Annotated in this window: 14 protein-coding genes and 1 pseudogene; 2 read left to right on the plus strand and 13 right to left on the minus strand. The window is 68.8% G+C overall.

The annotated features are described in order from the left end of the window. Positions 1 to 27: 27 nt before the first annotated feature. From IT306_27025 to IT306_27075, 11 genes and pseudogenes are all read right to left on the minus strand, one after another. Positions 28 to 390 carry a YraN family protein gene (locus IT306_27025; GenBank protein ID MCC7372099.1) on the minus strand — a complete coding sequence of 121 codons (363 nt, stop codon included), beginning with the start codon at positions 388 to 390 and terminating at the stop codon, positions 28 to 30. A 15-nt stretch (positions 391 to 405) separates the two neighbouring features. Next, complete coding sequence (locus tag IT306_27030) at positions 406 to 1,071, minus strand: ribonuclease HII (protein ID MCC7372100.1); 666 nt, start codon at positions 1,069 to 1,071, stop codon at positions 406 to 408. A gap of 13 nt (positions 1,072 to 1,084) precedes the next feature. Then, positions 1,085 to 1,456, minus strand: a complete 372-nt coding sequence (rplS, locus tag IT306_27035) for a 50S ribosomal protein L19 (GenBank protein ID MCC7372101.1) — start codon at positions 1,454 to 1,456, stop codon at positions 1,085 to 1,087. Between the two features lie 66 nt (positions 1,457 to 1,522). Further along, positions 1,523 to 3,439, minus strand: coding sequence for a helicase-associated domain-containing protein (locus IT306_27040; protein ID MCC7372102.1), 1,917 nt, complete (start codon positions 3,437 to 3,439; stop codon positions 1,523 to 1,525). Positions 3,440 to 3,506: 67 nt separating this feature from the next. Then, a complete protein-coding gene (locus tag IT306_27045; protein MCC7372103.1) occupies positions 3,507 to 5,741 on the minus strand; it encodes an amylo-alpha-1,6-glucosidase in 2,235 nt (744 codons plus the stop codon). Between the two features lie 72 nt (positions 5,742 to 5,813). Next, positions 5,814 to 7,097 carry an adenylosuccinate synthase gene (locus IT306_27050; GenBank protein MCC7372104.1) on the minus strand — a complete coding sequence of 428 codons (1,284 nt, stop codon included), beginning with the start codon at positions 7,095 to 7,097 and terminating at the stop codon, positions 5,814 to 5,816. Positions 7,098 to 7,233: 136 nt separating this feature from the next. Beyond that, positions 7,234 to 8,247 carry a dTDP-glucose 4,6-dehydratase gene (gene rfbB, locus IT306_27055; protein MCC7372105.1) on the minus strand — a complete coding sequence of 338 codons (1,014 nt, stop codon included), beginning with the start codon at positions 8,245 to 8,247 and terminating at the stop codon, positions 7,234 to 7,236. Further along, a complete protein-coding gene (locus IT306_27060) occupies positions 8,244 to 9,011 on the minus strand; it encodes an NTP transferase domain-containing protein (GenBank protein ID MCC7372106.1) in 768 nt (255 codons plus the stop codon). The genes rfbB and IT306_27060 overlap by 4 nt, the downstream gene beginning before the upstream one ends. A 38-nt stretch (positions 9,012 to 9,049) precedes the next feature. After that, complete coding sequence (locus IT306_27065) at positions 9,050 to 9,739, minus strand: CpsD/CapB family tyrosine-protein kinase (protein ID MCC7372107.1); 690 nt, start codon at positions 9,737 to 9,739, stop codon at positions 9,050 to 9,052. A 551-nt stretch (positions 9,740 to 10,290) separates the two neighbouring features. After that, positions 10,291 to 10,449: pseudogene (locus IT306_27070) on the minus strand (lipopolysaccharide biosynthesis protein). A gap of 98 nt (positions 10,450 to 10,547) precedes the next feature. Next, complete coding sequence (locus IT306_27075; protein ID MCC7372108.1) at positions 10,548 to 12,374, minus strand: S9 family peptidase; 1,827 nt, start codon at positions 12,372 to 12,374, stop codon at positions 10,548 to 10,550. 250 nt (positions 12,375 to 12,624) lie between these two features. Between IT306_27075 and IT306_27080 the strand changes: the two genes are divergently transcribed. Together IT306_27080 and IT306_27085 are read left to right on the plus strand one after the other, a co-directional pair. Further along, complete coding sequence (locus IT306_27080) at positions 12,625 to 12,873, plus strand: CsbD family protein (protein ID MCC7372109.1); 249 nt, start codon at positions 12,625 to 12,627, stop codon at positions 12,871 to 12,873. Positions 12,874 to 12,997: 124 nt separating this feature from the next. Then, positions 12,998 to 13,408 (plus strand): hypothetical protein, encoded by a 411-nt coding sequence (locus IT306_27085; GenBank protein MCC7372110.1) that lies wholly within the window; start codon positions 12,998 to 13,000, stop codon positions 13,406 to 13,408. A 62-nt stretch (positions 13,409 to 13,470) separates the two neighbouring features. Here IT306_27085 and IT306_27090 read toward each other — a convergent pair whose 3' ends face one another. Further along, positions 13,471 to 13,830 carry a diacylglycerol kinase family protein gene (locus tag IT306_27090; protein MCC7372111.1) on the minus strand — a complete coding sequence of 120 codons (360 nt, stop codon included), beginning with the start codon at positions 13,828 to 13,830 and terminating at the stop codon, positions 13,471 to 13,473. A gap of 77 nt (positions 13,831 to 13,907) precedes the next feature. Beyond that, positions 13,908 to 14,420 (minus strand): rRNA maturation RNase YbeY, encoded by a 513-nt coding sequence (ybeY, locus tag IT306_27095; GenBank protein ID MCC7372112.1) that lies wholly within the window; start codon positions 14,418 to 14,420, stop codon positions 13,908 to 13,910. Positions 14,421 to 14,423 lie beyond the last annotated feature (3 nt).

Below are 14,423 nucleotides of genomic sequence, written 5' to 3' on the forward strand. Positions count from 1 at the left end.
CCCCCGCCCCCCTCCGCTGCGCGGCCATCACAGGTACGCCCCGCGCACGTGCGCCAGCCGCACGATCTGCCCGCTGCGCGCCAGCACAATCGCCACCACGTCCACCCGCCAGGGCTGTTCCGGCTGTCCGACGCTGTCGGCGTACTGCTGCGCGAGGCGATCCAGGCGGCTCAGCTTGGCCGGCGTCACGGCCTCATCGGGAGTGGTCTCGTCGTCGCCGACGCGGGTCTTGACCTCGACCACCACCACCTCGCCGCCGTCCCGCGCAACGATGTCGATCTCGCCGGCCGGCAGCCGCACGTTCCGCGCGACGATCTCCAGCCCCGCCGCCGCAAGGTGCCGGGCCGCCAGCTCCTCACCGCGCATGCCGACGCCCCGTCGCTCATTCATGGCTCCGATTATGGCTTACGGACGGCCCATCAGTGTGCGAAGCGGCGCGTACGAAAGCCGGTGAATCGGGCAGGGGCCGACGCGATCCAGGGCCTCCTGGTGGATCGCCACGCCGTACCCGACGTGCTGGTTGAAGCCGTACTCCGGGTACTCGTCGGCGTAGCGGGCCATCCAGCGGTCCCGGGTCACCTTGGCGACAATCGACGCGGCGGCGATGGACAGGCTCCTGGCATCGCCCTCGATCAACGCGCGCTGCGGGAGCAGAACCGACCTCAGCACGAACGCATCGACCAGCAGCGCCTGGGGCTGAACCGGGAGCGCCCGCACGGCCCTGGCCATCGCCAGCTCGTTGGCGGCGGTCAACCCGAGCAGGTCGATCTCAGCGGGGGCCACCGAGCCAACGCCGACGGCCAGCGCTGACGCCTGGATCAGCTCGAAGGCGGCAGCGCGCTGCTCGGGTGAGAGCAGCTTCGAGTCGCGCACGCCGGCCCAGCGGCCCGCCAGATCGTCGGGATCGATCTGGCCGACGATGACGGCGCCGGCCACCAGCGGTCCGGCCCAGGCACCCCGGCCGGCCTCGTCGACGCCGGCGACAAGAGAAAAGCCGCCCTGCTGGAGGGCGGCTTCCTCATCGAGGTGGGGTCGTCTGCCGGGGCCAGCGCCCCGCTGAGACGCCGTCACGCCAGGATGCGCCTCAGGCGCGGTTCTTCGTTGACACGGGCCGCCGCTCCTTGATGCGGGCAGCCTTCCCGGTCAGCTCGCGGAGGTAGTACAGCTTGGCGCGGCGAACGATACCGCGACGCGCAACCTCGACCTTGTCCACGCGCGGCGAGTTGTACATGAACGTACGCTCGACCCCGACGCTGTGGCTGGCGATGCGCCGCACCGTGAAGGTGCCTTCTGGTGACTTCGGCCGGTGCGTGGCGATCACGACGCCCTCGAAGACCTGAAGCCGCTCGCGGCTGCCTTCGACGACGCGGACGGATACGCGGACAGTGTCTCCCTCGGAGAAATCGGGCAGCGACTCCGCTCGCGGAGTCGCCATAAGCTGGGCTACATCGGGCATGCTCATCCACCTGGCGTGTTAGCTCTCGATCCGAACAACGGAGCAGTATACCCAGAATGCGCGCAGTCAGACCACGCGACGGCGCGTTCTGGCCTTCTTGCGGTCCGCCGCCGTCGCCAGAATCGAAGTGACGCGTCGTCCGAGCGCCTCCAGACGGGCGACGCTGAGGACCGCTTCGAGTTGTAGCCGCGTGGCCGTCAGATCGCGCTGCCCGTCCACGACCTCGGGAGCGACTCGCCGCGCGATCTCCAGGCCCATCCAGGCTGCCTCGGCGGCACTCCCAGAGAGCGCCGCTGCTCGCCCAGGCTGAGCCGGCTCGGCGCGAATGCCCGGATCGATGTCCACCGGCAGGCCAGCCGCCGCCAGCTCGGCCAGGAGCGACGGCAGCGCCGCACCAGCAACTCGCGCCTGAGTGGGTGAGAGCAGCTCAGCCACGCCATCGGCGGCGGCGGGCACACCCAGCGCCTCGGCCAGAAGCGCCGGGTCGCCGGCCGACAGGATCAGCCCGGCCGTCAAGCGCAACCGCCCCTCGTCGCGCGTCCAGCGGTCGATGCTCACTCCCCAGGAGGTGGGGACGGCGTCCCCCGTGAGATTCGCCAGCAATTGGAGCAGAACCTCGCTGCTGCCGCCAGCCCGCTCGGCGCGCTCCAATGACGGCGGCGTCAAACGGTAGCGTCGCCCGCCCTCGTCTGCTCCGACATAGTGCAGGTACGGCTCGACGCGGTACAGCGCCGCGAGATCAGCGCCCGGCGGGGCGGTCAGCGCCAGGTCATCGGTCGCCAGACAGGGGCGGGGCGCAATGGGTGTCTCGCCCTCCGGCCGACCGGACACCAGCCCGCGCAGCTCCGGAGTCGGCTGCACGAGCGTCCACGGCTCTGCGGTGCGTCCCCAGGTCACCAGCCCCAGCCAGAACCAGCGGCCGGCCAGCCATCGCGCGACCGTCCGTCTGACCTGATCTGGTCGGAGCGGACGCGCGCCGCCAGCGTCCGGACGGTCTGCAAGCTGCGCGGCCAGCCAGTCTGCCAGCGAGGCGGCCTCGACCCAGGCGTCGGCCGGCTGCTCGCTCAGCAGTTGGAGGGCATCGGCCTGGAGTCGGCGCGAACGATGTGCAGCGTCAGCCGGGGCCGATGCCCCTCCCTCTGGACGCGCCGGGCCAGCCGACAGCGCGCGGGCGGGGAGAACGGCAGCGTCGCGCAACAGCCGGTCCACAAGGTCGTCGTGTGGGCGGGGAAACGCGTCCCGGCTGATCCAGCCGGCCCGCTGGGCCAGCCAGAGCAGGAATCGCCACCGCTGTACGGGCTGGCCGGGACCGGCTCCTGATCGCGCTCGCAGCCGCCCCAGGATCTGCCCGACGCTGCGTGGCGGCTGCCCGGCCAGCACGCGCGACGGTGCGTTCCAGACCTCGCGGCGCAGCGCGCTCGCCAGCACGAAGAGATCGTCCGCCACCCGGCAGCGGGCGACGGCTGCTGGTTGCGCCGCGCCTGACTCGACGCCGGCCACACGGGGATCGTCGGCCAGCACCTGGGCGCCCGCGCGCAGCTCCTCCGGCAGCACGAGGTACACGCCCTGGCGCTGCTCATCCGCCTCGAACTGGCGGTACAGCAGGCCTCCCTCCACGAGCGTCGTGACGGTCGCGTGAAAGGCCCGCATCGCCGCATCGTAGGCGTCGCCGGCCGGCCGGGTGATCAGCCGGCGCGCCAGCAGGTCAAGCTCGTGGCGACCACCCGCGCGCACCAGTGCGCCCAGGATCCTGCGCTCGCCCGGCGGACGGGACTGCCAGAACAACGGCTCGGAGACTGCCGCCTCCAGGCGCGCCGCGATCAGCTCGACCAGCTCGCGCCGAAGCGTCCCGGCCTCGATCTCCAGGCTCCAGGCCGCGGCGATCCGCGCCAATTGACCGCTGGAACACCCCTGGAGCACCTGACGCAGCCGCATGCCGTGAGCGTACCAGAGCGCCGCCCCGAGAAATCGACAATCCGCCATTCTGTCAAAATGTCGATGCTGTCAGCGGGGGTATCCCGCCCGCGCCGCACTCGGCGGCCGTTCCCGCCTACTCGAAGCGGGCCTCCAGGCTCGGCGGCTCGACCACGACCGCCACCGGGGCGGCCTGGGTCACGTCCACGCGCACCTCGTTGCCCTCGCGGTGAACGTCGAGGTCGATCTGGTGCGAGCCGACCGTCAACCGCCGCATCGACAGATGGGTGACGGCCTTCGGCAACGTCGGCCGGAGCGTCACGCGCCCGGCCGCCGCGTCCACCCGCAGGCCCAGCAGCGACTGCACGATCAGGAACACGCTGCCGGCCGCCCACGCCTGCGGACTGCACGAGACCGGATACTGCGCCGGCATCGAGTAGTAGCGGCGGTCCCGGGCGAAGCCGCAGTACAGCTCCGGCAGCCGATACAGCGGGAAGCGAACGGCGGCATCCAGCATCTCCTGCGAGACCCGGACGGCGCGCTCGTCCATGCCGTACCGCTTCAGGCCAGCCACCAGGATCGAGTTGTCGTGCGGCCAGACCGAGCCGTTGTGGTAGCTCATCGGGTTGAACGAGCGTTCCTTGCTGCTCAGGGTCCGCACGCCCCAGCCGCAGAGCATGTCGTCCTGCACCAGGCGATCCGAGACCGCCCAGGCCGGCCCCTGATCCAGCAGGCCGGTCCACAGGCAGTGACCGACGTTTGAAGTGACGGTCAGCAGCGGGCGCTTGCTGGAGTCGAGCGCCGCCGCGAAGTACTGGTCCGACGCCGACCACCAGCGCTCCTGGAACCGGGCGCGCAGATCGTCCGCTCGGGCCTGGCAGTGGGCCGCCCGTTCGTCGTCGCCGAGCGCACGATACAGCACGCCGGCATCGATCAGGGCCGCGTAGACGTACCCTTGCACCTCGACCAGCGCGATGGGCGGCTCGGCCTGCGAACCGTCGCGGTGGCGGGTCGAGTCTGCCGAGTCCTTCCAGCCCTGGTTCCGGATGCCGCGCGTCGAGCGGCAGAGGTACTCGACAAAGCCATCGCCGTCGAGATCCCCGAACTGCTCGATCCACCCCAGCGCGGCGTCGAGGTTCGGGCGCAGTTGTTGGAGCAGCGCCAGGTCGTTCGTCCAGCGCCAATACGCGCCCAGTGTCATGATCCAGAGGGGCGTCGCATCCACGCTGCCGTAGTACGGCGTGTGCGGCACCTGCCCGAGCGCCGCCAGCTCCCCCAGGCGGATCTCGTGGAGGATCTTGCCGGGCTGCTCGTCGCGGAAGTCGTTGACCTGCTTGCCCTGGTGCTCGGCCAGGAAGATCAGCGAGGCCCGCGCGATGTCCGGCTGCAAGCTGAGTGTCTGGAGGGCGGTAATCAGGCTGTCCCGCCCGAACGGCACGCTGAACCAGGGGATGCCCGCCGAGGGCAGGTATCCGTCGTCCACGCGGTCGCTGAGCAGCCGCAGGTCATGCAGCGACCGTTTGAGGACGGCGTTCAGCACCTCGTCGTCGGTCACGATCTCGGTGCAGGTCGACTCCCACTCGTCGTAGGAGCCGCGCATCTGGGTGAACGCCGTGTCGAGCGCGGCCGGCCCACCGTTCTGCGGCAACAGATCGCCCTGACTCACGCGGACCTCAGAGGTCAGGCTGACGAACTGCCCGGACGGCACGTCCAGCTCGAAAACGGCGGCAGCGGTCGGCGGGCGGATCGGGGCCTCGGCGCGCGGGTCGCCGGCCCCACTGATGCCAGGGATCAGCTCCAGAGCGCCAGCCGGCAGCGGGTCTGGCTCTTGCACCTCGACGCGCACAGGCGGCCGGTCGAAGCGGACCCTCGTCTCGCGCCGCAACTGATCCAGCCCCACGTACCCGAGGACGACCTCGTTGCCCTCGACGCGCGGCTGGTCGATGTCCCCGTGCTTGGAGCGACGTGCATACCCCCGGATGTCGAACATGTCGCGGAAGTCCGAGCCAAAGCGCAGCGTCAGGGTCAAGGTGACGGGGAAGGCGTTGTAGTTGAAGATCCCGATGCGCTCGTGCAGGGCCGCGTGCAGAAAGCGGTTCCGCCGAATGCTGAGCGAGCGGGCCGGCACGTCCAGGCCGTCCGCCGTCTGAAACGCCTGATTGGCGAACTGCAGCGTCATCATGAAGTTGTGCTCGCCTGATGACGACAGCAGCTGCGGCGACCCGGTGTTCAGCTCCAGGTCGAAGACGCTCAGGAAGCGTGTATCGTGCCAGTACAGGCCGCTGCCGTCCTGGTTGTGCGCGGCGATGTTGCCATTGCCGTCGCACACCAGGAACATCTGGTGCTCTTTCAGCACGATTCGGTCGAGCACGAGCCGCGCCTCCCGCCAAACGGTGTGTGGACAGCATAGCGCGTGCCGGCTCGCAGCGGGTGAGGTCGCTCCCTACGGCAGCGCCCCCGTGAAGATCGTCTTCTCGCGTTCCTGACCGACGCCGATCAGCCCGGCCGGCGCCCCCACACAATCCTCGATCAGCTTCACGTACGCCTGTGCCTGCCCCGGCAGATCTTTCCAGGTCTGCGCGTCGCCGGTCGGCGTGCCCCACCCGGAGACGCCCTCGTAGACCGGTGTACAGTACGCCAGATCCTCGATCTGACTCGGGATGTGCTCGACGCGCTGGCCGTTCATCTCGTACGCCACACAGACCCGCAGCTCGTCCAGCTCGTCCAGGATGTCGATGCGCGTCAGCGCGATAGTGTGGAACCCGTTCACGTTCATCGAGTGGCGCGCGGCGACGGCATCGAACCAGCCCACTCGACGCGGCCGGCCGGTCGTCGTGCCGTACTCGTGACCGCGCTCGCGAATGTAGTCCCCGGTCGCATCGGCCAGCTCGGACGGCATCGCACCGGCCCCGACGCGGGACTGGTACGCCTTGAACACCCCGATGGCGTTGGTCAGGTGCTTCGGGCCGATGCCGGCCCCGTTGAGCAGCCCGCCCACCGTGCACGACGTGGTCGTGACGTACGGATACGTCCCATGATCGAGGTCGAGCAGCGTCCCGTGCCCGCCCTCCAGCAGGATGGTCCGGCCGTCCTTGATCGCCTGTTCGAGGATCGGCTCGGACTCGGCGATGTACTTCCCGAGACGTTCGGCGTGCCCGCGATACCGCTCGATGATGGCATCGGCGTCAACCGGGTCCGCGCCGTAGATCTTCTCGAGCAGCACGTTCTTGCGGGAGACGTTCGTCCGGACCTTCTGGGCCAGCCGATCCAGGTGCAGCAGATCGCCCGCCACGATCCCGCCGCGCGCCACCTTGTCAGCGTAGGTCGGCCCGATGCCCTTGCCGGTCGTCCCGATAGCGCCCTGACCACGGGCCTGCTCTTCGAGTCGGTCGAACAGCGGGTGATACGGCATCACGAGGTGCGCGCGGGCGCTGATGACGAGGTTGTCTGTCACCACGCCCCGGCGCGCCAGCTCGTCCATCTCGGAGAGGAGCGTTTCGGGATTCAGCGCGACGCCCGGGCCGATCAGGCAGCGGGTCTGCTCGTTGAAGATCCCGGCGGGCACGAGGTGCAGGGCGAACTTGCCGCGCGGGTTGACGACGGTATGGCCGGCGTTGTCGCCGCCCTGGGCCCTGACGACGACGTGGGCACGTCCCGCCAGCAGATCGATGATCTTCCCCTTGCCCTCGTCACCCCACTGGCCACCAACAACGGCGAGAACCGGCATCGCTCGGCTCCTTACGGTGATGCGCCGCCGGCGAATCCGGCCGCGCTCGCGCGTAGAGTCGCGCCGTTGCGTGAGTATAGCAGGGAGCGCGAAGCCGTCAGTGGTCAGCCAATGGCAAGCGACGCCTGACCGCTCGCTAGATCAGCGCGGCCCGGTTGCCGTAGTTCTTCTTGTAGTACTCGAGGTACTCGCCCGACTTCAGCGGTCGCCACCATGCCTCGTTGTCGACGTACCAGTCCACCGTGGCATTCAGTGAGGTCTCGAACGTGTAGTCCGGCTCCCAGCCCAACGCCTTCAGCTTCGAGCAGTCGACGCTGTAGCGGCGGTCGTGGCCCGGCCGGTCTGGCACGAAGGTCATCAAGCTCTCGGACTTGCCCAGCCGCGCGAGGATCGCCTTCGCCAGCACGATGGTGTTGATCTCGTTGCCGCCGCCCACGTTGTAGATCTCGCCGGGCGTGCCCTTCCGCAGGACCGTGTCGATGCCGGCGCAGTGGTCGGTCACGAAGATGTAGTCGCGCAGCGCGCCGCCGTCGCCGTAGATCGGCAGGGCAATGTCGTCGATGGCGTTCGTCACGAAGACGGGTACCACCTTCTCGGGGAACTGGTACGGCCCGACGTTGTTCGAGCCCCGCGTGATCAGGACCGGCAGGTCGTACGTCGTCTTGTAGGCCAGCACCATCAGGTCGCCGCCGGCCTTGCTGGCAGCGTACGGGCTGCGCGGCTCCAGCTGATCAGTCTCCTTCGAGTGACCGGTGGGGACGCTGCCGTAGACCTCGTCCGTGCTGACCTGGAGGAACCGCCCCAGCCTCGCCTTGCGGGCCGCTTCGAGCAGGATCCAGGTGCCGCGCACGTCCGTCTCGATGAACGCGCCGGCGTCCAGGATCGAGCGGTCCACGTGGGTCTCGGCCGCGAAGTTGACCACGGCGTCCACCGAGGCCACCAGCGGCTCGACCACCGCCGCATCGGCGATGTCGCCCTGGACGAAGCTGAACCGGGCGTTGCCGCGCAGATCCGCGAAGTTTTGCGGGTTGCCCGCATAGGTCAGCTTATCCAGCACGACGATCTGGTCGTCGGGATACCGGCTCAGCACGTACCGCGCGAAGTTGCTGCCGATGAACCCAGCCCCGCCGGTCACGAGCAACTTCATCAGGAGACCCCCGCCCCGCCGGTGACGGTCTTCTTGTTGACGCCGTGCGCCCTGACGTAGTCGATCACGTCGTAGTACACGTCAATCGACTCGCCGGCGTCGCCCCAGAAGCCGTTGATGACGTCGTACTCCATCTCGCCACGGTTGATGTAGGCGTTGTTGACGTCTGTGATCTCCAGCTCGCCGCGCGCCGATGGCTGCACCGCCGCCACGATGTCGAAGACCGAGGCGTCGTACATGTAGATGCCGATCACCGCGTACTGCGACGGCGGATCCTGCGGCTTCTCCTTGACGTAGGCGATCTTGCCGTTCTCGATCTTCGGGACGCCGAGGTGGCGCAGGTGCTGCGGGTCGCTCATCTCCTTGAGCAGCACGCGCCCGCCCCTCTCCTGCTTGCGGAAGTTCTCCACGTACGGCTCGATGGACTCTTCGAGGATGTTGTCTCCGAGCATCACGACGAACTTGTCGCCGTCGACGAAGTTCTCGGTCAACCCGAGCGCCTCGGCGATGCCGCCGGCCTTCTCCTGGTACGCGTAGCTGAGATGCTTCAGCCCAAACTCGCTGCCGTTGCCCAGCAAACGCAGGAACTCGCCCGCGTGGTTGCCGCCCGTCACCACCATGATGTCGTTGATGCCGGCGTTCACCAGCGTCTCGATGGGGTAGTAGATCATCGGCTTGGTGTAGACCGGCAGCAGGTGCTTGTTGGTGATGCGCGTCATCGGGTGGAGCCGGGTGCCCGTGCCGCCCGCCAGAATCACGCCCTTCATCGCGTCGTTCTCCTCCGCTTCGTGCGAACCAGGAAAGTCTACTTCGAGACGCTGAGGTAGTCGTTCTGGCCCTTCTCGGCCTTCACGTTTGTGAGCACGACGCCCAGCAGCCGTGCGCCAACCCGTTCGAGCTGTTCCCGCGCTCGGCGGGCCGGATCGCGGCGAGTGCGGCCAGAATCGACCACCAGCAGCACGCCGTCCACGCGGGCCGCCAGAATCGCGGCATCCGAGACACTCGTCACGGGCGCGGCATCCAGCAGGATGACGTCACCCTGCGCGGCAATGGTATCAAGCGCCCGCCCAAACCGCGCGGACGCGAGCAGTTCTGACGGGTTCGGGGGCGGCGGACCGGCCGCCACGACGCTCACGCCGCTCAGCCCCGTCGCCTGAAGCGGCGGCGCGAGGCCCTCGTCCAGCACCATCGAGGTCAGGCCGGGCGTGTCCGTGAGCCCGAACAGCCCGTGCAACGTCGGCCGCCGCAGGTCGCAATCCACCGCCACGATGCGCCGCCCACTCTCGGCCATCGCCGCTGCAAGGTTCGCCAGCACCACCGTCTTGCCCTCGTTGGGCGCCACGCTGGTGACCAGCAGGGTTTTCACGTCCTGATCGAGGCTGGAGAACCTGATGTTCGTGCTGAGGGATCGATACGCCTCGGCGGCTGCCGAGCGCGGAGCCTGGATCATCACCAGGCCGGTGCCGCTCTTCGCGGTATCCGAGACGCCACTCATCGAGCTTGCTCCGTCGCTCGTCCGACCACCGACGGCGTGTCTGCCGGCGTGCTGGCGCGGGCATCGGCGCGGGGAATCCGTCCGAGCACGACGGTCCCGAGCGCCTTCTCCACATCAGCGGCGGTCTTGAGCGTGTCATCAAGATAGTCGACGATCAGGGCCAGGAGCGCCCCGACCAGCAGCCCGAGCAGCAGCGCCACTCCGGCGATCGCACGAGTTTGCGGCCAGACCAGCCGCGCAGGCGACGGCCGGTCGAGGATCGAGACGATGGCGCGGTCGCCGGTCGGGATGCCCTGGTTGCGGGCCGCGTGCTGCTCCTCGAAGACCTGCGCCGTCGCCAGCACGATGGTCTCGACGCGGCCGGGGTTCACGTCATCTGCTTCGATCTGGATCTGCCCGCTCGGCACAATCGCCTCGGCGCGCAGCTTGTCGAGGACGGCCTGCGCGCCCAGGTCGAGCCGCTGCCGCTGATCGACCTCGCGGGCAACATCTGTCGTGCGGACACGCTGCGCGAGCTGCGGCAGCTGCCGTTCGAGCGCGAGCTGCTGGCCGTTGTCGAAGCGCGCGCTGACTTCGAGTCGGATCGACGACCGGTAGATCGGCGTCTGCATCCGTGCGTAGACCATAGCCACGGCTGTGGCGCTGATGGCGACCAACAGTATCACCCACCAGCGCCGGCGCAGAATTCCGAGCGAGTCCCTCAGGTCCAGAACAAACCTCGACCACCTGGCGACGACCCGGCCGTGTCGTCACGGCGCGGGATTATGCGGACGCCTTTTGCATGCTGTCAAGATATGCGAGCCGTCGTTCAGCCCGGCTGCGCTCCGAGTGCGCGCTCCAGAAAGTCCGCGATCTTCGGGTAGGCGTCGAGCTTGTTCGGCAGCTTCGCCAATCCGTGACCCTCGTTCTCGTAGCGGTGGTACTCGACCGGCCGGCCCAGCTCCGTCAGCTTCGCGACCAGTTGCTCGGCCTCGTGGATCGGGACGCGTGGATCGTTGGCCCCGTGCACCACGAACAGCGGCGCGACGATCCTGTCCGCCTTGTGGATCGGCGAGATCGAGACCAGGAAGTCGTAGTGGTGCTCCAGAGAGCCATACTCAGCCTCCCGGAGACGCCGCCGCCAGGGGCCGGTCCGCTCCATGAATGTGACGAAGTTGGCGATGCCGACGATGTCCACGCCCGCCGCCCAGAGCTCCGGGTGCTCGGTCAGGGCGGCCAGCACCATGAAGCCGCCGTAGCTGCCGCCCATCACGCCGATGCGCTTCGGATGCGCCAGCCCGGCCTGGACTGCCCAGGCCGCGCCGGCCGCCAGATCCTTGACCGAGTCCATGCGCTTCTCGACATCGTCCAGCTTGAGGTAGGTCTTGCCGTAGCCAGAGCTGCCGCGCACGTTCGGCGCGATCACCGTGAGCCCACGATTCGCCAGGAACTGGATCACCGGGTTGAAGACGGCCCGCGTCTGTGACTCCGGCCCGCCGTGCACGAAGAAGACAGCAGCCCCAGTACCATCCCGAGGCGCGTCGGGCGGCGAGAAGACGAAGGCCGGGATCGTCCGCCCGTCGAAGGTCGGGTACTCGATCAGCTCAGCAGGAGCCAGCTCGGCGACAGCCAGGCCAGCGCGCCAGGCGCTCGTCACCTGCGAGGCACGCGCCGTGGCGACGGACACGCTGAAGATGTCCGGCGGACAGGTCGGCTCGCTGAACGCGAACAGCGCCGCGCTGGAGTCCGGCAGCCACGAGAAGGTCGGCACCCAGCGGTAGCCGTCGTGCGCCTGCCCGGCCGGCAGGTCGATCTTGCGGTCTCCGCCGTCAGCAAGCTCGCGCAGGCGGACCTCGGAGATCCCGCCGCGATTGAGCGTGTAGATCAGTTGCTCGCCGTTGGGCGAGAGCGCGAACGCGTCCACATCGCAGGCCGGCGTGAGCCGGGGCACCAGTTGCCCCGTCTCCGCGTCGAAGGCCACCAGCGCCAGGAACTCACGGCCGACGTCAGAGATCGCCAGGATCTGCCGGCCGTCCTCGGTCCAGGTCAGATTCTCGTAGACGGCCGGGGTGCCGCCCGGCGTGAGACGGGTCACCCCGCCCGTCTGCACGTCCAGGATGAAGACGGTCTGTTCGGACGGCGTGTCCAGGCGGCGCACCAGCAGCCGCTGCCCGTCTGGCGAGAACTGACTGGCGTAGCTGCTCCCGTCGGTCTGCCAGAGCACGCGCCGCGCTCCGGTCTCGACGTTCAACAGCTCCACGTCGAAGCAGCGTGGATCGCGACGATTCGTCGAGAGCGCAATCGTCTTGTTGTCCGGGTGCCAGCTTCCGAACAGATGGATCGTCTCGGGATCGTCAGTCAGCGGGACGGGCAGCTCGCCCGGGCGGTCCAGCAGAAACAGCTGCGTACGCTCGGCCCCACCCACGTCCGCCGCGACGATCAGCCGGCCCGGCAGCCGCGATGGGTACGCCGCCTGGGCCCGGTCGAGATTCACCACCAGCGGCTCGGGCCATGCGCCTTCCTCGCCCAGGGGCAGCGACCAGAGGGCCGGCACGCCTGTCAGGTCAGACAGGAAATACAGGCGGCGACCGCTGCCGTCGACCGTCGGACCGTACACTGACCGGGCGTTCAGAAACTGCTCGAACCGATACGTCATCCCGTGGTCCTCGCCTCACCGTCGCACTCGGCAGCGGCGGTCATCCACGTCGACCGCGTCAACCGCGCGCCTGGCGTCAACTCCCGGGCGTTCGGATACCGCCCAGACGCTCGCCAGACGGGAATGATACCGTGCGCGCCGCACTCAGTCGGCACGCATCCTGCTTTACCACCTCGCGAGCGGCCAAGGCCGCCGGGGTGCAGGGCGCTTTGGCCCTGCTCACGATACTCGGACTGAGGAGCAAGACACCATGGCTGGACGCAAGGATGAGATCGTTGGCGGCGTGAAGAAGGGTCTCGGCAAGCTGACCGGCGACCGTGCGCTTGAAGCCGAAGGCACGGCGCAGCAGGCCCACGGCGAGGCCGAGCGCAAGATGAGCGGCGCGGCCCAGGAGGTCAAGGGCAACATCAAGAAGGCGGCAGGGTCGGTCCTCGGGTCGCCGACGCTGAAGGCTGAGGGCGAGGCCGACAAGATCGCGGGGCGCGTCGAGCGCGCCTGATCCACGCCATCACCTTGAGAGCCTGTTGCAGCCGCCACCCTCGTCGGAATCTCACCGCGAGGGTGGCGGCAATTGTTACGGCCCGCATATAGTGCGCGCACATCGAACGACAGGTGGAGCGCAGGTGGCGCCGTCTATCGTCTGGGGCATCGGTATCGGCCTCGTGATCGGGCTGGCGGACTCGATCACGGTCTTCCTCGAGGCGCATGCGATGGCGCCCGAATTGCCGATCTCTGAAGTCAACCTTCTGCTGAATATCGGGCTGTACTCGCTGATCGGCTTTCGGGTCGGCCGGGCGATGGGTCTCGTGCGCGACGCTGCCGAGGGCGGCGTCCTGGCCGGCTTCGTGGTCGCCCTGATCGACATCGGCTTCCTGCTGCTGCTCAAGCCAACGGTCGGGAGCCTCGCCGTCAGCTCGTGGATCGACGCCGTAGCGATCCTGGCGCAAAACGTTGCGATGGGCGGCGTCATCGGGATCGTCACCGGGTGGTTCGGCAGCCGGGACGAGGAGAGTAACTCGGCGTCGCGCCTGTAACGGCGTGATCCCGCCAGGCCGCCGGATCAGGCCACTCTGACCGATCCGAGAGCGCCGCCCGATCAGGGAGCGATCACCGCGTAGACCCGTGGTCCGAGGATCACCGCGCCGGTCGTCGCCGCCGCCATCGCCGCCAGCAGCACCCCGCCGGCCGCCACGTCCTTCGCCACCTTTGCCAGCGGATGGACGACCGGCGTCGTCAGGTCAACCACGGCCTCGATGGCCGTGTTGACGGCCTCGCCCACCATCACGAGCCCGATTGCCAGCACGAGCACCCCGAACTCGGCCGCCGTGACGCCGACGCCGACGGCCACAGCCAGCACGGCGGCCATCGCCGTCAGATGGACCCGGAAGTTGGGCTGCGTGCGGGCGAGATAGCCGATCCCCTCCCAGGCGTACCCAAAGCTGCGAAGAGTTCGCATCCAGGCCGCTCGCGACGGGACTGGTCGTTCCGGTCGTTCGATGAGCGGGAGCCTCTCGTCAGCGGTCACGACCACGCTCAGGCGTCGCGCGTCAGTCCGGCGACGAGCAGCGCCGCCTCTTCGCGCGCACGCATCGTCGCCTGCTCGTCGGGCGCCTCGTGGTCGTGCCCCATAATGTGCAGCACGCCGTGCACGATCAGGTAGGCCAGCTCCCGCTCCACGGAGTGGCCGTACTCCTCGGCCTGCTCCACGGCGCGCGGATACGAGACGATCACGTCGCCAAGCTCGCGCGGCACATCTGGCGGCAGCAGAAACCGCCCGTCCGCCTCGTCGTCGGCCTCCAACAGCGGAAACGAGAGCACGTCCGTGGCCTTGTCGATGCCGCGATGCTGCTGGTTGATCTGCCGGATCTCCTCGTCGTCCACCAGCGTGACGGTGAGCACGACCGGACCCGAGACCCCCTCGCCTCGCAGGGCCGCCTCGCAGACGGCCCGGATGCGCCGGCGGTCCGGCTTCGCCCCGCTCTTGCGGCGGACGTGAAAGCGCAGGTCGAGATTCAGGGTCGGCGTCTGGGGAGCGTCGAGCGTCATCGT

The organism is Chloroflexota bacterium (assembly GCA_020850535.1).
Lineage (GTDB): Bacteria > Chloroflexota > UBA6077 > UBA6077 > JACCZL01 > JADZEM01.

What these genes read in the sequence shown, in the direction of transcription:
- rplS (MCC7372101.1), bottom strand. Translation starts at nt 1,456, where the DNA reads ATGCCCGATGTAGCCCAGCTTATGGCGACTCCGCGAGCGGAGTCGCTG.
- IT306_27050 (MCC7372104.1), bottom strand. Translation starts at nt 7,097, where the DNA reads ATGCCGGTTCTCGCCGTTGTTGGTGGCCAGTGGGGTGACGAGGGCAAG.
- IT306_27025 (MCC7372099.1), bottom strand. Translation starts at nt 390, where the DNA reads ATGAATGAGCGACGGGGCGTCGGCATGCGCGGTGAGGAGCTGGCGGCC.
- IT306_27090 (MCC7372111.1), bottom strand. Translation starts at nt 13,830, where the DNA reads ATGCGAACTCTTCGCAGCTTTGGGTACGCCTGGGAGGGGATCGGCTAT.
- ybeY (MCC7372112.1), bottom strand. Translation starts at nt 14,420, where the DNA reads ATGACGCTCGACGCTCCCCAGACGCCGACCCTGAATCTCGACCTGCGC.
- IT306_27060 (MCC7372106.1), bottom strand. Translation starts at nt 9,011, where the DNA reads ATGAAGGGCGTGATTCTGGCGGGCGGCACGGGCACCCGGCTCCACCCG.
- IT306_27080 (MCC7372109.1), top strand. Translation starts at nt 12,625, where the DNA reads ATGGCTGGACGCAAGGATGAGATCGTTGGCGGCGTGAAGAAGGGTCTC.
- IT306_27075 (MCC7372108.1), bottom strand. Translation starts at nt 12,374, where the DNA reads ATGACGTATCGGTTCGAGCAGTTTCTGAACGCCCGGTCAGTGTACGGT.
- IT306_27040 (MCC7372102.1), bottom strand. Translation starts at nt 3,439, where the DNA reads ATGGCGGATTGTCGATTTCTCGGGGCGGCGCTCTGGTACGCTCACGGC.
- IT306_27065 (MCC7372107.1), bottom strand. Translation starts at nt 9,739, where the DNA reads ATGAGTGGCGTCTCGGATACCGCGAAGAGCGGCACCGGCCTGGTGATG.